The 22,046-nt window shown below is 69.9% G+C and carries 20 protein-coding genes; 7 read left to right on the plus strand and 13 right to left on the minus strand.

All coding sequences use genetic code 11. The annotated features are described in order from the left end of the window. The first annotated feature begins 7 nt into the window (after positions 1-7). The gene (locus DAA40_RS02370) at positions 8-772 is read left to right on the plus strand and encodes a hypothetical protein (RefSeq protein ID WP_106848124.1); all 765 of its coding nucleotides are present in this window, start codon (positions 8-10) and stop codon (positions 770-772) included. Here DAA40_RS02370 and cimA read toward each other — a convergent pair. The 6 genes from cimA to DAA40_RS02400 form a co-directional block, all read right to left on the minus strand. After that, complete coding sequence (cimA, locus tag DAA40_RS02375; RefSeq protein ID WP_106848125.1) at positions 769-2,358, minus strand: citramalate synthase; 1,590 nt, start codon at positions 2,356-2,358, stop codon at positions 769-771. The two genes, DAA40_RS02370 and cimA, sit on opposite strands and share 4 nt — an antisense overlap. Before the next feature lie 27 nt (positions 2,359-2,385). Then, complete coding sequence (locus tag DAA40_RS02380) at positions 2,386-3,411, minus strand: 3-isopropylmalate dehydrogenase (protein WP_106848126.1); 1,026 nt, start codon at positions 3,409-3,411, stop codon at positions 2,386-2,388. A 37-nt stretch (positions 3,412-3,448) separates the two neighbouring features. Next, positions 3,449-4,477 carry a ketol-acid reductoisomerase gene (ilvC, locus tag DAA40_RS02385; protein WP_106848127.1) on the minus strand — a complete coding sequence of 343 codons (1,029 nt, stop codon included), beginning with the start codon at positions 4,475-4,477 and terminating at the stop codon, positions 3,449-3,451. Positions 4,478-4,546: 69 nt separating this feature from the next. After that, on the minus strand, positions 4,547-5,077 hold the full coding sequence (ilvN, locus tag DAA40_RS02390; protein WP_106848128.1) for an acetolactate synthase small subunit: 531 nt from the start codon (positions 5,075-5,077) through the stop codon (positions 4,547-4,549). Positions 5,078-5,081: 4 nt separating this feature from the next. After that, positions 5,082-6,890, minus strand: a complete 1,809-nt coding sequence (locus tag DAA40_RS02395; protein ID WP_106848129.1) for an acetolactate synthase large subunit — start codon at positions 6,888-6,890, stop codon at positions 5,082-5,084. A gap of 302 nt (positions 6,891-7,192) precedes the next feature. Beyond that, positions 7,193-7,615 (minus strand): FHA domain-containing protein, encoded by a 423-nt coding sequence (locus DAA40_RS02400; RefSeq protein ID WP_158716187.1) that lies wholly within the window; start codon positions 7,613-7,615, stop codon positions 7,193-7,195. Between the two features lie 67 nt (positions 7,616-7,682). On the opposite strand from DAA40_RS02400, the gene DAA40_RS02405 reads away from it, so the two are divergent. The 4 genes from DAA40_RS02405 to DAA40_RS02420 all read left to right on the plus strand — a co-directional run bounded on the left by DAA40_RS02405 (position 7,683) and on the right by DAA40_RS02420 (position 11,248). Then, a complete protein-coding gene (locus DAA40_RS02405) occupies positions 7,683-8,168 on the plus strand; it encodes a hypothetical protein (RefSeq protein WP_106848131.1) in 486 nt (161 codons plus the stop codon). Positions 8,169-8,216: 48 nt separating this feature from the next. Beyond that, positions 8,217-8,819: a TetR/AcrR family transcriptional regulator gene (locus DAA40_RS02410; RefSeq protein WP_106848132.1), complete on the plus strand. Its 603-nt coding sequence runs from the start codon at positions 8,217-8,219 to the stop codon at positions 8,817-8,819. 5 nt (positions 8,820-8,824) lie between these two features. Beyond that, positions 8,825-10,021 carry an alanine racemase gene (locus DAA40_RS02415; RefSeq protein WP_106848133.1) on the plus strand — a complete coding sequence of 399 codons (1,197 nt, stop codon included), beginning with the start codon at positions 8,825-8,827 and terminating at the stop codon, positions 10,019-10,021. Between the two features lie 90 nt (positions 10,022-10,111). Next, on the plus strand, positions 10,112-11,248 hold the full coding sequence (locus DAA40_RS02420) for a sorbosone dehydrogenase family protein (protein ID WP_106848134.1): 1,137 nt from the start codon (positions 10,112-10,114) through the stop codon (positions 11,246-11,248). Here DAA40_RS02420 and DAA40_RS02425 read toward each other — a convergent pair. The 5 genes from DAA40_RS02425 to gatC are packed head-to-tail and all read right to left on the minus strand — an operon-like array spanning position 11,245 to position 16,424. Next, a complete protein-coding gene (locus DAA40_RS02425; RefSeq protein WP_106848135.1) occupies positions 11,245-12,768 on the minus strand; it encodes a hypothetical protein in 1,524 nt (507 codons plus the stop codon). The two genes, DAA40_RS02420 and DAA40_RS02425, sit on opposite strands and share 4 nt — an antisense overlap. 24 nt (positions 12,769-12,792) lie before the next feature. Next, the gene (gene gatB / locus DAA40_RS02430; RefSeq protein WP_106848136.1) at positions 12,793-14,298 is read right to left on the minus strand and encodes an Asp-tRNA(Asn)/Glu-tRNA(Gln) amidotransferase subunit GatB; all 1,506 of its coding nucleotides are present in this window, start codon (positions 14,296-14,298) and stop codon (positions 12,793-12,795) included. Continuing rightward, positions 14,295-14,603 (minus strand): hypothetical protein, encoded by a 309-nt coding sequence (locus DAA40_RS02435; RefSeq protein WP_106848137.1) that lies wholly within the window; start codon positions 14,601-14,603, stop codon positions 14,295-14,297. Before DAA40_RS02435 ends, gatB begins: the two co-directional genes overlap by 4 nt. Further along, the gene (gene gatA / locus DAA40_RS02440; RefSeq protein ID WP_106848138.1) at positions 14,600-16,117 is read right to left on the minus strand and encodes an Asp-tRNA(Asn)/Glu-tRNA(Gln) amidotransferase subunit GatA; all 1,518 of its coding nucleotides are present in this window, start codon (positions 16,115-16,117) and stop codon (positions 14,600-14,602) included. Before gatA ends, DAA40_RS02435 begins: the two co-directional genes overlap by 4 nt. Before the next feature lie 4 nt (positions 16,118-16,121). Next, entirely contained in the window at positions 16,122-16,424 is a 303-nt protein-coding gene (gatC, locus tag DAA40_RS02445) for an Asp-tRNA(Asn)/Glu-tRNA(Gln) amidotransferase subunit GatC (protein WP_106848139.1), read from the minus strand. Here gatC and DAA40_RS02450 point away from each other — a divergent pair. Beyond that, on the plus strand, positions 16,423-17,445 hold the full coding sequence (locus tag DAA40_RS02450; RefSeq protein WP_234356205.1) for a 1,4-dihydroxy-2-naphthoate polyprenyltransferase: 1,023 nt from the start codon (positions 16,423-16,425) through the stop codon (positions 17,443-17,445). The two genes, gatC and DAA40_RS02450, sit on opposite strands and share 2 nt — an antisense overlap. Continuing rightward, positions 17,446-18,108 (plus strand): amino acid-binding protein, encoded by a 663-nt coding sequence (locus DAA40_RS02455; RefSeq protein ID WP_106848140.1) that lies wholly within the window; start codon positions 17,446-17,448, stop codon positions 18,106-18,108. Here the strand turns inward: DAA40_RS02455 and ligA are convergent. Both ligA and DAA40_RS02465 read right to left on the minus strand, forming a co-directional pair. Next, a complete protein-coding gene (gene ligA / locus DAA40_RS02460; protein WP_234356206.1) occupies positions 18,105-20,186 on the minus strand; it encodes an NAD-dependent DNA ligase LigA in 2,082 nt (693 codons plus the stop codon). The genes DAA40_RS02455 and ligA overlap by 4 nt on opposite strands. A 92-nt stretch (positions 20,187-20,278) precedes the next feature. Further along, positions 20,279-22,006, minus strand: a complete 1,728-nt coding sequence (locus tag DAA40_RS02465; protein ID WP_106848142.1) for an HNH endonuclease signature motif containing protein — start codon at positions 22,004-22,006, stop codon at positions 20,279-20,281. Between the last annotated feature and the right edge of the window lie 40 nt (positions 22,007-22,046).

Below are 22,046 nucleotides of genomic sequence, written 5' to 3' on the forward strand. Positions count from 1 at the left end.
GGTGACTGTGACGATTCCTGCCCCCACCAGCCAGCCCGCACCCACCGGCGCCCCGGCGCCGACCGTCGACGGGCCGCCCGCGGAGGTCGTCGTACGCCGCGACCATCGCGGCATCGTGCGGGGGCTCGTGGTTGCGCTGGCCGGCGCGAGCGTCCTGCTGTTCTGGGTGCCGGCGTTGATCGTGCTGATCCGCCGCGAGCCGGGCTATTTCAAGACGGGCATCGTGTGGACCGCGCTCATCGCGACCGTCGTACTGATCGTCCTCGGCGCCGGGCTGATGATGCTGTGGCTACGTACCGGCAGCCGGCGCGGGCCACTGATGACGCTCAGCGAGCGCGGCGTGCAGATCCCCGCCGGACGGCGGCAGGACTCACTCGACGTCCGGTGGGAGGACCTCGAGCTGGTGCGCCTGGTCGGGCACCGCGACCCGGAGATGGCCTTCTACCGCAAGACCGAGCCGCCCACCGAGCCCGAGCCGCAACCGCGGACGGATCTGGATCTCTCCGAGCCGGAGTTCCTGCGACCGCTGGACTTCGCAAACGATCCACCGCCGCAGATGCCCCCCCCCGACCGCGCCGTGTTCGAGCAGATTACGCCGCTGCCGGAAGACGAGGAACAACCGCCGCAGCGCGAGCCCGAGCCGAGAATCAGCGGTCCCGAGCGGCTCTATGCCACGCCGTACGTCGTACCGGTCGGGCGGACCGAGCCTGCGCTGCGCGAGGTGATTCGCGCTGTGCGCCGGCTGGCCGCGGGCCGAGTCCCCCTCGGCTAGGCCTGCAGACCGTAAGCGACGGAGTCCACCAGGGCCTTCCAGGATGCCTCGACAACGTTCTGGTGTACTCCCACGGTGGTCCAGGTCGACTCGCCGTCGGTAGTGTCGATCAGCACGCGTGTGGTGGCGTCGGTGCCCGCCCGGCCTTCCAGGATGCGGACCTTGTAGTCCGCGAGCTCGATCCCCTCCAGCTGCGGGTAGTGTCCGATGATCGCCAGCCGCAACGCCTCGTCGAGCGCGTTGACCGGGCCGTTGCCCTCGGCTGTGGCGATGACGCGCTCGCTGCCGAGCACCACCTTCACAGTCGCCTCGGAGACGACCGCGTCGTCCGCGCGGTGCTCGACGATGACTCGGTAGGACTCCAGGGTGAAGATCGGCTTGCGGTCCGGTTCCAGCTCGTCGCGCATCAACAGCTCGAACGAGGCGTCCGCGGCCTCGTACGACCAGCCCTGGGCCTCTCTCGCCTTGACGATCTCGACGACCCGGCCGACCGCCTCGGGGTGCTCGGCGATGTCGACGCCGAGCTCGCGACCCTTGAGCTCGACGCTCGCCCGGCCGGCCATCTCAGTGACGAGGATGCGCATGTCGTTGCCGACGTCGGCGGGGTCCATGTGGTTGTAGAGCTCGGGCGAGACCTTGATCGCGCTGGCGTGCAGCCCGGCCTTGTGGGCGAAGGACGACGACCCGACGTACGGCTGGTGGGTGTTCGGGGAGAGATTGGCCTTCTCGGCGAGGGCATGCGAGATGCGCTGCATCTCGGTGAGCCGGCCCTGAGGCAGGACGGGCATCTGCAGCTTGGCTGCCAACCCGCCGACCACCGCGAACAGGTCCGCGTTCCCGGTCCGCTCGCCGTAGCCGTTCGCCGTGCACTGGACGTGGGTGACCCCGGACTCGACCGCGGTCAGGGTGTTCGCGACGGCGCAGCCGGTGTCGTCCTGGCAGTGGATGCCCAGCCGCCCGTCGACCGCCGCCCGGACCTCGCCGACGATTCGCTGCACCCCGGTCGGGAGCATGCCGCCGTTGGTGTCGCACATGACGACCACGTCGGCGCCTGCCTCGAAGGCCGCGCGCATCACCGACACCGTGTAATCCGCGTCGAACTTGTAGCCGTCGAAGAAGTGCTCGCAGTCGACGAAGACCCGCCGGCCGAGCGAGACCAGGTGCGCTACGGTGTCGCGCACCATCGCGATGTTCTCCTCTCGGCTGGTGCGCAGCGCCTGCTCGACGTGCCGCACGTCGGACTTGGCCACCAGGCATACCACCGGCGCCTGCGAGTCGACCAGCGCCTGTACCTGCGGATCGCCGGCGACGTCCACGCCGGCCTTGCGAGTCGAGCCGAAGGCCACCAGCTGGGCGGTCTGCAGATCGAGCTCGCGCTGGGCCCGCTGGAAGAACTCGGTGTCCTTCGGCAGGGCGCCGGGCCACCCACCCTCGATGAACCCGACTCCGAGCTCGTCCAGCAACCTGGCCACCGCTAGCTTGTCGGCCACCGAGTACGTGATCCCCTCCCGCTGCGCTCCATCACGCAAGGTGGTGTCGTAGACGTGGAAGGAGTCGCCCAGGGGCAGGCTCGCGTCGGTGGTCATCGCGGGGTTTCCTTCTGTGCAGGAGGTCTAGGAGTCGGCTACCAGCTTGGCGATGCGGTCGCCGATCTCGGACGTCGAGCCGGGGTTGCTGCGCTCGCGGGTCGCGAGGTCGTCGGCGACCGCCTGCTCGACCTTGGCGGCAAGCGAGTTCTCCCCCACGTGATCGAGCAGCATGCCGGCCGAGAGGATCGCCGCTGTCGGGTCGGCCTTCCCCTGTCCGGCGATGTCGGGTGCCGAGCCGTGTACCGGCTCGAACATCGACGGGTTGCTTCGAGAAGCGTCGATATTGCCGGACGCCGCGAGACCGATGCCTCCGGTGACCGCAGCCGCCAGGTCGGTCACGATGTCGCCGAAGAGGTTGTCGGTGACGATGACGTCGAAGCGCTGCGGATCGTTGACGAGATAGATCATGGCGGCATCGACGTGCGAGTAGGCGGTATCGACGTCCGGGTACTGCGCGGCAACATCGTCGAACGTGCGCTGCCACAGCCCGCCGGCATGCACCAGCACGTTGGTCTTGTGCACGAGGGTCAGGTGCTTGCGCTCGCGCTGCTGGGCAGCCTGGAAGGCGGCCTCGATGACCCGGCGGGCACCGAAGGCGGTGTTGAGCGAGACCTCGGTGGCGATCTCGTTGGGGGTGCCCTGGCGCAGGGTTCCGCCATTGCCGGCGTACGGGCCCTCGGTGCCCTCGCGGAAGACCACGAAGTCGATCTTCTTGTCTCCCGCGAGGACCGAGTCGGTGTTGGGGTACAGCTTGGCCGGACGCAGGTTGACGTAGTGCTCGAAGGCGAAGCGCAGCTTCAGCAGCAGGCCGCGCTCGAGGATCCCCGGCGGCACGGAAGGGTCACCGACCGCGCCGAGCAGGATCGCGTCGTGGCCGCGCAGCTCCTCCATCATCGAGTCGGGCAGCAGCTCGCCCGTCTCGTGCCAGAACTTCGCGCCGAGCGGGTAGTGGGTCTGCTCGGCATCCACGCCAGCGGCCTGCAGAACCTTCAGCGCCTCTGCGGTGACCTCGATGCCGATCCCGTCGCCGGGGATTACTGCGAGCTTCATTCTCTTCGGGCTTCCCTTGCGTCCTCTCGCGATCCGCTTAGCGGGCCGCGGTGCCTTCCTGGTAGTCGTCCTTCGCCGAGACCCAGCTCATGAGCTTGCGCAGCTCCTTGCCGGTGGCCTCGATCGGGTGCGTCTCCTGCTCGGAACGACGCTTCTTGAAGTCGGCGGCGCCGTTGTCCTGGTCCTCGATGAAGTTCTTGGCCCACTCACCGGACTTGATGTCGGCGAGGACCTGCTGCATGTTCTCCTTGACGCGATCGTCGACGACCTTCGGGCCCGAGGTGTAGTCGCCGTACTCCGCGGTGTCCGAGACCGACCAGCGCTGCTTGGCGATGCCACCCTCGTACATGAGGTCGACGATCAGCTTCAGCTCGTGCAGGCATTCGAAGTAGGCGACCTCGGGCTGGTAGCCGGCCTCGGTCAGTACCTCGAAGCCCTGCTGCACGAGGCGGCTCATGCCACCGCACAGCACGGCCTGCTCGCCGAACAGATCCGTCTCGGTCTCCTCGGTGAAAGTGGTCTGGATGACGCCGGCGCGGGTGCCGCCAAGTGCCTTGGCGTACGACAGCGCGAGCGCCATGCCCTCGCCGGTCGGGTCCTGCTCGACCGCGACCAGGCACGGGACGCCCTTGCCGTCGACGTACTCGCGGCGCACCAGGTGCCCTGGCCCCTTGGGGGCGACCATCGCGACGGTGACATTGGCCGGGGGCTGGATGTAGCCGAAGCGAATGTTGAAGCCGTGGCCGAAGAACAGCGCATCGCCCTCGTTCAGGTGCGGGGCGATCTCCTCTGCGTAGAGGGTGCGCTGGACGTGGTCGGGAGCCAGGATCATGATCAGGTCGGCTTCCTGGGCGGCCTCGGCCGGCGTGACCACGCGCAGCCCCTCGTCCGTCGCCTTCTGCACGCTCTTCGACGACGGCTGCAGGCCGACGCGGACGTCGACCCCTGAGTCGCGCAGGCACAGCGCGTGCGCCTCGCCCTGGCTGCCGTAGCCGATGACGGCGACCTTGCGTCCTTGGATCTTGGTCAGGTCCGCGTCGTCGTCGTAGAACATTGTTGCTGCCATCGTTGGCTTCCCTTCGGTGTGGTGCGGCCTCGCGGCCTGGGGTGTCTGGTGGTTCGTGGGTGCTGCGGGTCAGCCGGCCCGGTCGGCCAGGCGGGGCTGGGAGGCGGTGATCGCGCGGGGGCCACGGCCGATCGCGACGACGCCGGACTGCACGAGCTCGCGGATCCCGAAGGGCTCCAGCGCCGAGCTCAACGCGGCGAGCTTCTCCCGGGTGCCCGTCGCCTCGATGGTCAACGAGTCGGTGGTGACGTCGACGACCTTGGCACGGAACAGATTGACCGTCTCCAGCACCGGAGTGCGGTGGTGCGCGTCGATGCGCACCTTGATCAGCACGATCTCGCGCTGCACCGAGTTCGCGGGCTCCAGCTCAACGATCTTGATGACCTGGATCAGCTTGTTGAGCTGCTTGGTGACCTGCTCGATGAGGTTGTCCTCGACCTGGACGACGATGGTGATGCGAGAGATCTCCGGCTGCTCGGTCGGGCCTACCGCAAGCGACTCGATGTTGAAGCCGCGGCGGCTGAACAGTCCGGCGACGCGCGCCAGGACGCCGGGTTTGTCCTCCACGAGCACCGACAGGGTGTGGCGGGTGGTGGCCATGCTTCTACTCCTCGTCGAAGTCGGGGCGGATGTCACGCGCGGCGAGGATCTCGTCGTTGCTTCGGCCCGCGGCGACCATCGGCCAGACCTGGGCGTCCTTGCCGACGGTGAAGTCGATGACGACCGGCCGGTCATTGATCTGCAGCGCCTGCGCGATGACGTCGTCGACGTCCTCCTTGGACTCGGCACGCAGCCCCACGCAGCCCAGCGACTCGGCCAGCATGACGAAGTCGGGGATGCGCAGCTTGTGGGTGCCCAGATCGGTGTTGGAGTACCGCTCGTCGTAGAACAGCGTCTGCCACTGGCGAACCATGCCGAGGTTGCCGTTGTTGATGACCGCGACCTTGATCGGGATTCCCTCGATCGCGCAGGTGGCCAGCTCCTGGTTGGTCATCTGGAAGCAGCCGTCGCCGTCGATCGCCCACACGACCTTCTCCGGCGCACCGACCTTGGCGCCCATCGCTGCCGGAATCGCGTAGCCCATGGTGCCCAGCCCGCCGGAGTTCAGCCAGGTGCGGGGCTGCTCGTACTTCACGAACTGCGCGGCCCACATCTGGTGCTGACCGACGCCGGCGACGTACACCGCGCCGTCCGGCGTCAGCGCGTCGATGCGCTCCATGACGTACTGCGGAGACAGCGTGCCGTCCGCCGGCCAGTCGTAGCCGAGCGGGAACTTCTCGCGCCACCGCTCGAGCTGCTGCTTCCAGGACGAGATGTCGGCGGGCTCGGACTCCTCACGCAGGGCCGTCAGCGCGGTGACCAGCTCGACCATCGTCTCCTTGCAGTCACCGACGATCGGCACGTCGGCGACCCGGTTCTTGCCGATCTCCGCGGGGTCGATGTCGGCGTGCACTACCTTGGCGCCGGGCGCGAAGGTCGACAGGTCACCGGTGACGCGGTCGTCGAACCGGGTACCGAGGGCGATCAGCAGGTCGGCCTTCTGCAGCGCGGTGACGGCAGGGACGGTGCCGTGCATGCCGGGCATGCCCAGGTGCTGCGGGTGCGAGTCCGGGAAGGCGCCGCGCGCCATCAGGGTCGTGACGACCGGGATCCCGGTGAGGTCGGCGAGCGCGAGCAGCTCGGCGGATGCCTCGGCCTTGATCACGCCACCACCGACGTACAGCACCGGACGCACGGAGGAGTGGATGAGCTTGGCGGCCTCGCGGATCTGCTTGAGGTGCGGGCGGGTCACCGGTCGGTAGCCGGGCAGGTGGTGCTGCGGCGGCCACTGGAAGACGGTCTGCGCCTCCAGCACACTCTTGGGGATGTCGACGAGCACCGGACCGGGGCGGCCACTGGCGGCGATGTGGAAGGCCTCCGAGACGGCGCGGGGGATGTCCTCGGGATCGGTGACCAGGACGTTGTGCTTGGTGATGGGGGTGGTGATGCCGCAAATGTCGGCTTCCTGGAACCCGTCCGTGCCGAGCAGTCTCGCGGACACCTGGCCGGTGATGGCCACGATGGGCACCGAGTCCATGTGGGCATCAGCGATGGGCGTGACCAGGTTGGTCGCGCCGGGGCCGGAGGTGGCGATGCAGACGCCGACCTTGCCGGTGGCCTGGGCATAGCCCTCGGCGGCGTGCCCTGCCCCCTGCTCGTGGCGCACGAGGATGTGGCGCAACGAGGAGTCGAACAGCGGATCGTAGACCGGCAGCACGGCGCCACCGGGAATGCCGAACAGCGTCTCCGCGCCGACGCACTCCAGCGAACGCACCAGTGACTGTGCGCCGCTGCAGTGCTCGACGATCTGCGGTTCGGGTGCTGCGGCACCGCGACGCGGTGCGGATGGCGCGGCTGCGGGTGGGCTTGCCATGGTGCTTCCTTCCTCGGATCACGAGCTCAGGACCGTGCGGGTTCCTTGTGGGACGGTGCGGGCCGTCGGCCCGTCGATTCTGCTGTGGCAGGTCATCGGCATGTGTACATGAAAAATCCCCGTGTGCCTCAGGCACATCGGGGAGTAGCGCGTCGGCGAGCCGACGCGCTAGGAAATGAGTACGAGCATTCCGCTGAACTGCATGAGCCCAGCGTCCTCCTCCCTGCCGAAGCAGGTCAACTCCGTCCCACGATGCGAGACGTATGGCTCGAATCCTGGGACAACCCTCGGATCCTGACGCCTCAGCATCCGAAGTTGGGTGGCCTGATGAGGCCGTCCGAGCCCGGCGGGCGCCCGATATTTCGTCCGTACCGGAAGACCGGGCCGCGGCGGCCGAACCGCACCATGGCACCCTCGTTCAGCTCGACCGGTCCCTCGACCCGCACCCCGTCGACATAGGTGCCGTTGGTTGACCCGGCGTCCTCGAGGACCGCGCGGGTGCCCAGCAGCCGGACGACGGCGTGCAGCCGCGACACCCGGTCGTCATCGATCACGACGTCACACTGACCGCCGCGGCCCAGGGTCACGCGCTGCTGACGCGAGGACACCGAGTAGCCGCCGGCGCCGGGGTGGCCGGGCCGTGCGGTCAGCGCGGTGGGCAGGTCGGCACCCTCCTCGATGAGGTGGTGCAGCTGCTGCGTGTGGTCCGAGTCGTCCTGGCTCACGTGGTACCTCCGCCCTAGAGCGTATGGGGTCGACAGCCCAGCGGCATCCAAGTGCGACCATGAGGGGGTGAGATCGCCCCAGCCCGACACCCACGACCGCCGAGCCGCCGGATCCGCGGTCGCGTCAGACCCGAGCCGCCCGGTGATGCGGATCCGCTACGCGAGGGCTGCGCTGCTGCCGTTGATGATGGGTGTGATCTGCGCGGTCCCGCTGGCGGTCGGCCTGGGTCCGTGGGGCCTCTTGGTGCTGGTGCCGTTCGTGCTGGCCGCGATTGCGCTGCTGCGCGTGGGCGCCGACATCACCGCGCAGGAGGTCGTGGTGCGCGGCGCGCTGTCGTCACTGAGCGTCCGGCGCGACGATCTGACCGGCCTGGCCGTGCCTGACGCCCGGCACGTTCATCTGGTGCGCAGCGACGGCTCGACGGTACGGATCCCGACCGTGCGCCCCCGCGACCTGCCGCGGCTGCGCTCGGTCCTGTTCGGGGCTCGTCACGATCCGCCGGCCGCGGGCGATGCAGACCCGTCGCAGGACGGGGTCTCGTCAGCCGATTAGTATGTCGCAACCCCCTGTGACCAGGGTCGTTGCTCCGAAGGAGGACACGTGGTGCGCCTTGCCATCACCGAGCGCCGGGAGTTGCTGATCGCGGCGGCGTGGCGGGTCATGGTCAACCACGGCGTGGCCGCGGCCACCACGCGCGCGATCTGCGCCGAGGCGGGCATGCCGCAGAGCTCCTTCCACTACTGCTTTGACAGCCGCACCGACCTGTTGAAGATCGTCGTGACCAGTCGGATCCCCGGTTATGTCGAGCGCTCGGTCGAGCAGCTGGAGACCACCGGCACCGTTCTCGAACGCGCGCACCGAACCCTGGGCGCGTACTGGAAGGACGTGGTCGAGAACCCGGCGATGCACGCGGTCTTCTTCGATATCGCGATGACGTCGTACTACGACCCGGAGCTGCGCGAGCTGGGCGCCTTCCAGTACCAGCAGTTCCATCAGGCCGCGGTCTCGATCCTGAGCCATGTCGTGGCCGACGGCCAGTACGTCTGGCTCGACGACATCGACACGCTGGCGGTCAACCTCGTGGCCTTCCTCGACGGCACGACGCTGCGCTACATCATCGATCCGTCGACCCCGGGTCTCGACGACGCCCTGCGCGGGTACGGCGAGTACCTCGCCACCCGCCTGCGGGCCGTGCAAGACTAGGTCGTATGACCGATTCGCTGGCCGGCCGGTTCGCCCGGTACCAGGGGCTGACCGGTGAGCTCAGCGCCCCTGTGGGGATCCTGGACCTGGACGCGCTGGAACACAATGCCGCGGACATGCTGCGCCGCGCCGCGGGCACACCGATCAGGCTGTCCACGAAGTCGCTGCGCTGCCTCCCGCTCATCCAGCATCTGCTGCGGATGCCAGGCATCCACGGTGCCCTCGCATTGACCTTGTCCGAGGCCCTCTGGCTACACGCCCACGGTGTCGAGGACATCGTGGTGGGCTACCCGACCGTGGACCGCGCCGCACTCGCCCGGCTGGGCGCCGCCGCCGAGGACGAGCTGCCCGTCGTGCTGATGGTGGACTCGGTCGCTCAGGTCGACCTGGCGCAGTCGCTCACCGGAGCATCCCGGCAACGGCCGCTGCGGGTGTGCCTCGAGCTCGATGCCGGGTTGCGCGTGGGCTCACGGGTCCACCTCGGGCCGCGCCGCTCGCCTATACACACGCCGGGCCAGCTGGTCGCGCTGGCAGAGACGCTGGCCCGCCGCCCGGAGGTACGGATCGAAGGCGTGATGGCGTACGAGGGACAGATCGCGGGCGTCGCGGACGCCGGCGGCGGGCCGCGTGCCCGCGCGGTTCGCGCGATGAAGACCGTGTCCCGCCGAGAGCTCGCCGAGCGGCGAGCCGCCGCGATCGAGGCGGTGAGCCGCGTGGCCCGGCTGCGCTTCGTCAACGGCGGTGGCAGCGGATCGATCGACTCGACCGGCGCCGAGGCATGCGTCACCGAGATCGCCGCGGGCTCGGGCTTCGTCGGGCCGGCGCTGTTCGACCGCTATGTCGACATGGCGCCGCGCCCGGCGATGCTGTTCGGGCTGGACGTCGTCCGCCGGCCGGTGCCGGGCATCGCCACGCTGCTCGGCGGCGGCTGGGTCGCCAGCGGTCCGCCGGGCGCAGACCGGATGCCGGCGATCGCCTGGCCCGAGGGGTTGTCGTTCACGTCGATGGAGGGGCCGGGCGAGACCCAGTCGCCGGTGACCGGTCCGGCCGCGGACCGGTTGCGTATCGGGGACCGGGTGTGGCTGCGGCACGCCAAGGCCGGCGAGCTGTGCGAGCGGCTGAACGAGCTGCAGGTCATCAGCGGTGATCGTCTCAGCGGCGCGTGGTCGACCTACCGCGGGGCGGGCAAGGCCTACCTCTGAGCGCTTGCGGGCGAGCGCGGGCGCGGCACCGATCCGTAGACTGGTGCGTCGTACCGGCTCGACGATCCCCTGCCAGGAAGGGCCTCCCGCATGACACATCGGTCCCGCCGCGCCCTCACGGGCCTCGCTGGGGCCCTCGTCTGCGTGCTGCTGAGCGGCTGCGGCGAGGACGGTTATCTCGGCTCGGGATCCTGGGAGCAGAAGCCGAGCGCGCAGCCGCCGGAGATCCCCAAGCCGCAGCAGCCCGGACCACCGGGCGGCGGTGCCGAGCCCGGTCAACCGCAGGACGACGGGATCCGGGCCACCGGTCTCGACCAGCCGTCCGCCATCGCCGCGCTGCCGGACGGCACCGCGCTCGTGGGCGAGCGTTCCAGCGGCGTCGTCACCCGCGTCCACCCGATCAAGGACCAGCCGCAGGAGACCCTCTACCAGATCCCCGAGGTGGACGGCTCCGGCGGCACCGGGCTGCTGGCGATGGTCGCCTCGCCGTACTACCTGGAGAACGGGCTGGTCTACGCCTATCTCACCACTCCCACCGAGGGGCGGATTGTCTCGCTGAACGCCTCCGGCGTGCCCAAGACCCTCGTCGGCGGACTGCCGAAGGCGCCGGCGGCGATGACGATCGGGCCGGACGGCGACGTGATGGTGGCGACCGGCGGATCCGGATCGCCGAACGCCGGCCAGGTGCTCAGCATCGATCCGTGGGGTGGCCCCGGCGGGTCCGCCAAGGTAAACCTCGTGGTCACGGAGGGCGTCCCCAACCCGGTCGGCATGTGCACCGACGGCACCAACGTGTATGTCGTCGACGGCGGCTCGGGCCCGGCCGGGTCGCTGACCGGCAACGCCATCTACAAGGTGGCCGGCGAGGAGACGAGCGGCGGGAACCTCGGCAGCGCTATGAAGCCCGTGGTCAGCTACACAGCGGGCAAGGACGCCGGCGCGGCGGGGTGCGTCGCCAGCAGCGTCGCGATCATCGCCGCGGGCACCGACTCGCAGGCGCTGATGACGACCGTCCTCGACCAGAATCTGCAGCCGACCGGCGATCCGACCCTCTCGCTGGTGGGCGAGTATGGCCGGCTGCGGGCGCTCGCTCTCGACCCGGTGGAGGGCGGGTTGTGGGTCGGGACCTACAACCGCGACGGGGTCGGCGACCCGGCCGCGGACGACGACAAGATCCTGTACCTCCCACCGCCGGCCGGCGGTGGAGACGGTGGGGACATCAGCTAGCGCGGGCTGATCTTCAGCGCCAGGGCGGCGTCCGCTGCAGCGTCGACCTTCGCAGTCGGGGCCGCGCCGTCGGCATACGCCGCCAGCACGATCCGCACCTGCTCGCCGTCGACCGACGATGCGTACTCGCTGTCGCCGAGCACTTCCTTCGGCGGCGACCCTTCCGGCGCCTTGTTCTCCCGCAGCAGGTCGTTGACATTCCCGGTGCCCTCGGTGTCCAGGAGCGCCTTGAGCTCGGCGGCCGACCCGGCGTCCGGCATCTGTACCTCGGCGAGCGAGATCACCACCTGCTTGCCGTCCACGGTGGTCAAGTAGATCGCGCGCTCCATCGACGTGCACGCGTGCTCGGCCAGGAAGTCCCCCGCTTGCCCGAAGGCGTGGCTTGCGCAGTCCTGCACCTGGTCGGCGGCGGTCTGCTGGAAGGTGTATCCACCGGCCTCCTGAGGGCCCGGCTCACTGGGGTCCGACTCGGAGCCGCCAGCCGGGGGCCCGTCGCCTTCCGCGGCGGACGACGGCACGGTATCGGCGTCCGGCTTGTCGGCGTCCCCGAGCAGGGTGGTGGCACCGATCCATATCGCGGCGACGAGCACGGCCAGTGCGAGCAGGGGGACCAGCCACCGCCACGGGCTGCGCCGCGGCTCTGGCTCGTGCTCGGGGTCCACCAGGAGCGCGGCCGGGCCGGTGGGCGGTGGCGCTTCGACCGGAGCTGCGCGAAGCGGCGGCGTGACCTGCGGCACCGGGCCGGTCGGGCGCTGATCCCCCGCCGCAGCGCCGAGCACGCTGGCGATGCTGAGGCCTCCCGGGCGGTCGGAGAGATGACGCAGTGCCCGGGTCGCGCGCGGCGTGCTCTCGGGCCGGGAGAAGGGCACGTCGTCCGTGGACGTCGGCCGCAGCACGTACGGCGAGTACGGGAAGCCCTCGGCCGTGAGCAGCTGGACGTCCAGGTCGCGCGCGTCGAAGCCCAGCACCTGAAGCAGCTCGATGACGTCGGCGGTCGTCCAGATGCTGGCCAGCCCCGGTTCGCGGTTCGTGCTCGCGACGTCGACCGCCTGGCGCAGCCCCTCCGGGCTGAGCGGGACGATCGCCACCCCGCCGCCACGCTGGGTCTCTGGCTGCGCGATCCCGGTGATCGGACCGTCCAGCACGAGGATCGCCTGCACGTAGCCGGGGTCCAGGCCGCCCCGGCGCGCGGCCGCGACGATCTGCTTGGCCGCGGCGTCGACCTGCGGGACCGGGTTCGTGCCGCTGCCGTCGACCAACGCCGGTCGCCCGCCGATCGTCCACCCGCCACGCAGCGGCGCGAAGAGATATCCGTCCGCCCCGGTGATCTCGTGCGCCGCGATCACGGCCATCGCCTCGGGGGTGCACACCACGCCGGCGATGGGACCGAAGCGCTCGAAGCCGTCACCGAGCACCACGAGGCCGCGGCGCTCCTGGGCACCGAGGCCGAAGTCGTGCAGCACCTTGAAGGTACGGCGCTGTGCCTCGTGCGCCGGTGAGCCGTGAGTCAGGACCAGCACGTGTCGTCGCGCTCCTCTCGGTGGCTAGGACACGCCCAGCTTGTCGAGGATGAGGGTCTTGACCGCGGCGGCGTCCGCCTGGCCGCGCGTGGCCTTCATGACCGCACCGACCAGCGCGCCGACCGCCTGCACCTTGCCGCCGCGGATCTTCTCGGCCACGTCCGGGTTGGCCGCGATCGCCTCGTCGACGGCGCTGCCCAGCGCGGCGGTGTCCGAGACGACGGCCAGCCCGCGGTCGGTGATCACCTGCTCGGGCTCACCCTCCCCCGCCAGCACGCCTTCCACGACCTGGCGAGCGAGCTTGTCGTTGATCTTGCCCTCCTGGACCAACGCGACGACCCCAGCGACCTGGGCGGGCGTGATGGCGAGCTCGGCGAGCTCGATGCCGTTCTCGTTGGCGCGTCTGGCCAGCTCGCCGGTCCACCACTTGCGGGCGTCGGCCTGCGGCGCGCCGGCGTCGATCGTGGCGATCACGAGATCCATCGCTCCGGCGCCGATCAGGGAGGCCATCTCCTTGTCGCTGAGCCCCCACTCGCCCTGCAGGCGTGCCTGCCGGGCGCTGGGCAGCTCGGGGAGCTCGTCGCGCAACCCCCGGACCCAATCCGGGTCCGGGGTCATCGGCAGCAGGTCGGGCTCGGGGAAGTACCGGTAGTCGGTGGCCTCCTCCTTGCTGCGCCCCGGTGTGGTCTGCCCGGTGTCCTCGTGGAAGTGCCGGGTCTCCTGGACGATCCGGCCGCCGTCGTCGAGGATCGGCGCCTGGCGGACGATCTCGCTGCGCACCGCCTGCTCGACCGAGCGCAGGCTGTTGACATTCTTGGTCTCGGTGCGGGTGCCCCACGGCTCCCCCGGCTTGTTCAGCGACAGGTTCACGTCACAGCGCAACGAGCCCTGCTCCATCCGCACGTCCGAGACGCCGAGCGCGCGGCAGATCTCGCGCAGCTCGGTCACGTACGCGCGGGCGACCGCGGGAGCCTTCTCGCCCGCGCCCACGATCGGCTTGGTGACGATCTCGACCAGCGGGATGCCGGCGCGGTTGAAGTCGACCAGGGAATGCGTGGCCCCCTGGATGCGACCGGTGGACCCGCCGACGTGCAGCGTCTTGCCGGTGTCCTCCTCCAGGTGGACGCGCTCGACGTCGACGCGGAAGCTCTCGCCGTCCACCTGCACGTCGAGATATCCGTCGGCGCACAGCGGGTCGTCGTACTGCGAGGTCTGGAAGTTCTTGGGCATGTCCGGGTAGAAGTAGTTCTTGCGGGAGAACCGCGAGTGCTCGGCGATGCTGCAGTGCAGCGCCAAGCCGATCCGGATGGTCGACTCGATGGCCTTCTCGTTGGGCACCGGCAGGGCCCCGGGGAGCCCGAGGCAGACCGGGCAGATCTGGGTGTTGGGCTCGGCGCCGAACGCGGTGGCGCACCCGCAGAACATCTTGGAGGCGGTGCCCAGCTCGACGTGCGTCTCGAGCCCGACGACCGGTTCGTAGGTCCGCAGGACCTCGGCTACCTGCGGATCCTGGCTGGTCTGCGTGCTCACTGCTCGGCCTCCTTGTCCAGCGGCGTCTGCGCCGCGCGCTGATCAGCGCGCTCCTTCTTCAGCCGGGCGACCTTGGGCTTGAGGATCAGGTTGTCGTACATCAGCACGTTCAGGGGTGTCAGGACGCCGATCACGATGAACAGGATGAAGATCTTCTTGCCGGTGGTCACCAGCGCGACGATCCCGGCGATGATGACCAGCGCCGACAGCACCCAGGCGGCGATGTTGACTGCCCGCCCCGACCCGGTGAGGCCGAGCTCGTCGGTCTGGGAGATGTCGACCGGTTCCTTCTTGCGCGCGCTCACAGGACCGGTGCTCCGTCCAGGAATAGGCCGCCGCGCGCGTCGACGAGTGCCTTCTCCAGCGCGGCACCGACGCGGTAGCAGCGCTCGTCGCCCTGGGACGGGGCCATGATCTGCATACCGACCGGCAGCCGCTGCCCGCCCGGAGCCCGCGGATCGTCGGAGAGCCCGATCGGCACCGACATGGCGGGGGTGCCGGCGAGGGAGGCGGGCAGGGTGGTCAAATCGAGCAGGTACACCGCGAGCGGGTCGGTATTGGCCTTTCCGCGCGGGTAGGCCACGGTCGGGGCGGTGGGTGACACGAGGACGTCGACGTCCTCGAAGGCACTGGTGAAATCGCGGGCGATGAGCGTGCGGACCTTCTGCGCCTGGCCGTAGAAGGCGTCGTAGTAGCCGGCCGACAGCGCGTAGGTGCCGAGGATGATGCGCCGCTTGACCTCCGGTCCGAAGCCAGCCTCGCGGGTCATCGACACGACCTCCTCGAGGCCACGCCGGCCATCGTCCCCGACACGCAGGCCGTAGCGCACCGAGTCGAAGCGGGCCAGGTTGGACGACGCCTCGGACGGCGCGATCAGGTAGTACGCCGCGACGCCGTACGAGAAGTGTGGGCAGGAGATCTCGACGATGTCGGCGCCGAGGTCACGAAGGGTCTGCACCGCCGCGTCGAACTCGGCTCGCACCCCCGCCTCCAGGCCCGCACCCAGCAGCTCGGTGACCACGCCGACGCGCAGTCCCGCCAGGCCCTCGGTGGCGCCACGCCGGGCGGCCTCGACGACGCGGGCGACCGGAGCGTCGATGGAGGTGGAGTCGCGCGGGTCGTAACCACTCATTGCCTCATGCAGCAGCGCCGTGTCGAGCACGCTGCGTCCGAACGGTCCAGGCGTGTCCAGGCTGGAGGAGAAGGCGATCAGGCCGTAGCGGGAACTGGTGCCGTAGGTCGGCTTCATGCCGACGATGCCGGTCAGTGCTGCCGGCTGACGGATCGACCCGCCGGTGTCCGTGCCCACCGCGAGCGGCGCCTCGTACGCGCTGACGGCGACCGCGGAGCCGCCCGATGAACCGCCCGGGGTCAGCTCGAGGTTCCACGGGTTCGCGGCGGGGCGGTAGGCGGAGTTCTCGTTGGTCGAGCCCATCGCGAACTCGTCCATGTTGGCCTTGCCGAGCACGACCATCCCGGCGTCCGCGAGCCGCCCGGTGACAGTCGACTCGTACGGCGGAAGCCAGCCCTCGAGGATCCGGGAGCCGGCCGTCGTGGGGACGCCCCGGGTGACGAAGGCGTCCTTGACCGCCACGGGCACGCCGGTCAGGGGCCCGGCGGCACCGGCCTTGATCGCGGCGTCCGCGCGTTCAGCGGCCGCCAGCGCTCGCTCGCTGCCGACGTGCAGGAAGGCGCCGGTGCGCTCGTCGATCTGCTCGATCCGGTCGAGGTGTGCCCGAGTCGCCTGCACGGAACTGGTCGAGCCGTCGGCGATCGCAGCGGCGAGCTCGGCCGCGCCGAGGCGGGTGAGATCACTCATCGCACTACTCCTCGTCCAGGATGCGGGGGACGCGGAAGCGGTCCTGCTCGGCGGCCGGCGCCTGGGCCAGGACCTCGTCGCGGTCCAGGGACTCCCCCACGACGTCCGGGCGGGTCACGTTCGTCATCGGCACGTTGTGCGACATCGGGGGGACGTCGTCGGCTGCGACCTCACCGATCGCGGCGAAGCTCTCGAGGATGCTCTCGAGCTGCGCGGCGAAGACGTCGATCTCGTCGTCGGTCACCTCGAGCCGCGCCAGGTGCGCCAGGTGCGCGACGTCCTCGCGCGAGATCTTCTCCTCGGCCATGCCTCTGCTTTCGGTCGGCGTCGTACGGGGTGCGGCCGCCAGGCCGGCGACCGCTCGATTCTACGGGTCGGCCAAGATGGAGGTCGTGCCTGCAGCGATTCCGTCATCGTCCATCCACCCGCCGAGCGGCCTCGCGCTCTGGTGGGAGGGTGCCCGGCCACGCACGCTTCCGGCCTCCGTGGTGCCCGTGGCGGTGGGCACGGCCGTCGCGACGCGCTACGTCGCCGATCCGTGGTACGAGCACATCTCGTGGTGGCGAGTCGTACTCGCGATGCTCGTGTCGCTACTGCTGCAGATCGGCGTGAACTACGCCAACGACTACTCCGACGGTGTCCGGGGCACGGACGCCGACCGGGTCGGACCGCTGCGGCTCACCGGCTCGGGTCTGGTCCCGCCGAGACGAGTGAAGGTAGCCGCGTTCGTCAGCTTCGGGCTTGCCGCCGCGGCGGGTCTCGCGCTCGCGGCGACGACCTCGTGGTGGCTGCTGCTGGTCGGTGCGGCAGCGATCCTGGCTGCCTGGTTCTACACCGGTGGGTCGAATCCGTACGGCTATCTAGGCCTCGGCGACCTGTCGGTGTTCGTCTTCTTCGGGCTGGTAGCCGTCACCGGCACGGCGTACGTCGCCGGCGACTCGCCGAAGGTGACCTGGCTGGCGGTCCTGGCGTCGGTGCCGCCGGGCTTGCTGTCGGTGGCGCTGCTGATCGTGAACAACCTGCGTGACCTGCCCAAAGACGCGGTGGCGGGCAAGCGCACGACGGCGGTCCGAATGGGCGACCAGCGCACCCGGATCGCGTACACGACGTGCGTGGCCGGCGCCTTCGCAGTCGCCCTGTTGGTCGTCGGCTGGCCGTGGCTCATCCTCCCGCTGCTGGCCGGTCTGCTCGCGGTGCGCCCGGTCCGGCTGGTGCTCAGCGGTGCGACGGGTCGCGATCTGATACCAGTTCTCGCCGCGTCCGGGAAGCTGCAACTAATCTGTGGACTTGTCATCGTCATAGGGCTCGTTGGCGCGGAGGTGCTGTAGATGTCCTACCTGCTGCGCGTCATCCTGCCCGATCGGCCCGGCTCGCTCGGGCTGGTCGCGACCGCGATCGGCACCACGGGCGCCGACATCGTGAGCGTCGACATCGTGGACAAGTACGACAACCTCGTCGTCGACGACATCGTCATCGACATCGGGCCCGGCCAGCTCCCGGACACCGTGCTGAGTGCCGCGCACAGTCTCGAAGGCGTGAGCGTCGAGACGATCCGGCCGTTCGACGGAGCGCTGTCGACGCACCGCGAGCTACAGCTGCTCGAGGCCATGTCGGTCGATCCCCAGGGAGCCGGGCAGCTCATGGTCGACGAGCTGCCGCGGATCTTCCGCTCGGGGTGGGCCGTGCTGGTCAACGCGGACGGCGAGGTGTTCGCGCGGAGCGCCAGCGCCCCGGAGCTGGATCAGGTGGCGCCGTGGCAGCAGCCGGTGCGCTCGAAGATCCTCGACCCCGTGGCCGATCGGGTGCCGGCCGAGTGGACCACGCTCGACACCTCGCTGATGGCGGCGCCGGCCGGCGACACGTGGGCGTTCGTCGCGGGTCGTCCCGGGGGTCCGGACTTCCGGCCGAGCGAGCTCTCGCGATTGGCTCACCTGGTCGGCATCAGCCGGTCGGTGTGGCTACGCCACGTCGAGGGCCGCGACTTCGACTAGCCCTCGGCGTCCTGGGGGCCGTGCTCCAGCAGGATGCGGAAGCCTTCCTCATCGAGGATGGGCACGCCGAGATCCTCGGCCTTCTTGGCCTTGCTTCCCGGGGAGTCGCCGACGACGACGTACGAGGTCTTCTTGCTGACCGAGCTCGCGGCCTTGCCACCGCGGCTGGTGATCGCCTCCTGCGCCTCGTCGCGGGTGAAGCCGCTGAGCGTGCCGGTGACGACGATCGACCTGCCGTCGAGGTGCTGTGGGAGGTCGCTGGCCTCCGGTGCGTCGTCCGCCATGCGGACGCCGGCGTCCTGCCACTTCTGCACGATCGCGCGGTGCCAGTCGACCTCCCACCACGCCTTGACGGACTCGGCGATGATCGACCCGACGCCTTCGACCTCGGCGAGCTGCTCGACCGGGGCGTCGAAGACGGCCGGCACCGACCGGAAGTGCGTGGCCAGGGCCTGCGCGGCCGTCGGTCCGACGTGCCGGATCGACAGCGACACGAGCACCCGCCACACCGGCTGCGACTTAGCGTGGTCCAGCGCGCCGAGCAGGGTGTGACCGGCGGCGTTCGGGGTGCCGTCCTTCTTGGTGAAGAACGGGATGTCGGCCAACGACTCTGCGGTCAGGCTGAACACATCGCCCTCATCGGTGAAGCCCGGTGACTCGACGAGCGCGCTCGCTGCCTTCTCCCCCAGTGCGTCGATGTCGAAGCCGCCCCGCGATCCCAGGTAGGCCAGCCGTTCTCGGAGCTGCGCCGGGCAGGTGCGGGCGTTGGGGCACCGGATGTCGGCATCCCCTTCCTTCATCTCACGCAGATCGGTGCCGCACTCCGGGCAGCGGGTCGGCATGATGAACTCGCGCTCGCTACCGTCGCGGAGTGCGACGACCGGCGAGAGGATCTCGGGGATGACATCACCGGCCTTGCGGAGGACGACGGTGTCGCCGATCAGCACGCCCTTGCGCTTGACTTCGTGGGCGTTGTGCAGCGTCGCCATCTCTACGGTCGATCCGGCGACCTTCACCGGCTCCATCACGCCGTACGGCGTCACCCGACCCGTGCGGCCGACATTGACCCGGATGTCGAGGAGCTTGGTGTGAACCTCCTCGGGCGGATACTTGTAGGCGATCGCCCAGCGCGGGGCGCGGCTGGTCGATCCCAGTTCCCGCTGCATGCCGAGGCTGTCGACCTTGACCACGACACCATCGATCTCGTGCTCGACGTCGTGGCGGTGGTCGCCGTAGTACCCGATGAACTCGCGCACCTCGTCCAGGTCATCGACGACCCTGTAGCGCGGTGAGGTCGGCAGGCCCAGGCCGGCCAGCAGCTCGTACGCCTCGGACTGCGAGCTCCAGCTGGCTCCCTGCGATGCCCCGATGCCGTGCACGATCAGCATCAGGCCGCGCTTGGCGGTCTCCTTGGCGTCCTTCTGGCGCAGCGACCCGGCAGCGGTGTTGCGCGGGTTCGCGTACGGGGCCTTGCCGAGCTCGACGAGCTGCTCGTTGAGCTTGGTGAAGTCCGCAACCGGGAAGTAGACCTCGCCCCGGACCTCCAGCAGCTCGGGGATCTGGTCGCCGGAGAGCCGGTGCGGGACGTTCTTCACGGTGCGGACGTTGCTGGTGATGTCCTCGCCGACGCGACCATCGCCGCGGGTGGCGCCGCGCACCAGCACGCCCTTCTCGTACACGAGGTCCACGGCCAGGCCGTCGATCTTCAGCTCGCACAGATAGCGCGCACCCTCCCCGACGGTCCGCTCGACGCGCGCGGCCCAAGCCTGCATCTCGGCGTCGCTGAAGGCGTTGTCGAGGGAGTACATGCGCTGCAGGTGCTCGACCGGCTCAAAGGTCGAGCTGACCGACCCGCCGACTCGCTGGGTGGGCGAGGCGTCGGTGACCAGGTCGGGATAGGTGGCCTCGAGGTCGAGCAGCTCCTGGAACAGCACGTCGTACTCGGCATCACTCACCGTGGGCGCGTCGTCCTGGTAGTAACGCCGCTGGTGCTCGGCGATCTCTACGCTCAGCTGCGCGTGTCGCTCGGCCGCATCACGCGGATCCGGGGCCGGCGGGGTCTGTGTCTCGTTCACCACGCCTGACATTCTGCCCGCGCCACCCGACATCTCGCGCGACGCCTTCGCCCCGGCAATCGTCGCGCCCGGTGGCCGTTACTTCGGCCCCCCGCTCAGCCGCGGGTGACGACTGCGGGGAGGTGGGTGGTGATGAGGTCGGCGGCGTCGCGGTAGAAGGCGTCGCGGTGTTCGGCGGGGATGTGTGCGGCGATGAGCTGGATGAGCTCGTCGATGTCCTCGCCGGGGTCGAGCAGCCCGCCGAGCAGCCCGTGAGGGTCTGCGGGGTCTCCGGGATCTCTGCCTCCGCCGCGAGCTCGTTGTTCTCGAGCGTGCCTGACGGTCTCGGCGAGGTGGGTGATCTCGTTTTGGCAGGGGATCTTGATCCGGGCGTTGATCTGCGGTTTCTGCTCGGGGTCGAGCCACGCCGGTGGGGTCCAGACGGGGATGCCGTTGATGATGTCCACGGCCCAGCCGCGGCGTTCGAATTCGCGGTGGTGATACCCGCACACCAGGGTGAGGTTGTCCAGGTCGGTGTGCCCGCCGGACCACCACGCGATCACGTGGTGGCGCTGGCAGTGGTCGGGTGGGGCTTGGCAGCCGGGGAAGCTGCACCCGCCGTCCCGGGCGATGAGCGCGTGGGTCTGGGCGGGGGAGGCGGTGCGGCGGTCGCGGCCGTAGGCCACGATCCCGTGGACGGCGCTGATCCACACCGGGATCAGGGCCGCGTCCCGCGCCCGGCGCAGGATCTCGTTGATGGTGAGCTGCCCGCCGCCGGCGATGCGGCCGGCGGCCTGCTGCGCGGTCGTGCGGCCGGAGGGGTCGTCGCGTAGCCGCGCGATGGCTTCGATGAGCCGGTCGAGGTCGATGGTGATGTGCACCGTGGCCGCGGTCCCTCCGGACGCCGGCGCGCCGGCGAGCTCGAGGAGGCGTTGGCAGGCGTCTTGTAGGCCGTCGTGGGTGCGCTGGGCGGCGGTGCGGTCATCCGGGCCGTTGGCGTCGGCGGGGTGGGGTGCGGCGAATGGCCCGATCGCGGCATCGAACAGGGCCTTGCCCTCGCGGGTCAGGGCGCCGGAGATCTTGTGGGTGCCGTCGCGGCCTTCGGGGCCGATCATCACCCCGCGCCGCGCCGTGGCGACCTCGTCACTGGGCAGGGTGCCGTCGGGGTTGATGACCTCCTCGACCTTCTCCGCCGCGGTCTCCAGTTCCTTGTGCGTGAGCCCGGCGGCCTGGTGGACCAGCAGCCGCTCGGCCAGCTCGAGGTTGTGCGGGTCGAGGTCGGGGTTCTGCGCCACTCGCGTCATGGCCTTGCAGATCACATCCACCTGACCGGTGCTCACCGAGCCACCCTGGCGGACCGTGTCGGCCAGCAGCGGCAGGCGCGGTGGGGTGGTGCCGCTGCTGAAGGCGTTCTGCGGCAACAACTGCTCGGCGCGTTTCGCGCGCGCGTTCGCCTCACCACTGGAGATGTGCAGCGTCTGACACAGCGCGAGGGGGATGCTGCTGGCGCACACGTGATCCTGCAACCGATCCTCCCTCGCCGCCTCGATCACGTACGAATCGACCATGATCAGCCGCGTGCGGTGCGCCTCCAACCGCTGCGCCATCGTGATCAGGCGGTCCGGGCCCAACGCGGCCAGATCGCCCTCTTCCCCGATCCCCAGCAACAGTTCATACCCACGCTGCAGATGCGCGAACGCCTCATCCAGATCGCGGTCCAGCTCCCGAGCAGAATCACTCGCCAACCACAACCGCTCCGCATCACCCGGCGACGCGGCAGCAGCGATCGCCCAATCCGGCTCCGTCGCGGCGTCCACCGGAGGGTCGGTTGGCCGGTCGTCCACTGCGCTCACCTTCTTGACTGAGTCACTTTATCGTACATTT

The sequence above is a fragment of the Blastococcus sp. Marseille-P5729 genome (assembly GCF_900292035.1).
Taxonomy (GTDB): domain Bacteria; phylum Actinomycetota; class Actinomycetes; order Mycobacteriales; family Antricoccaceae; genus Cumulibacter.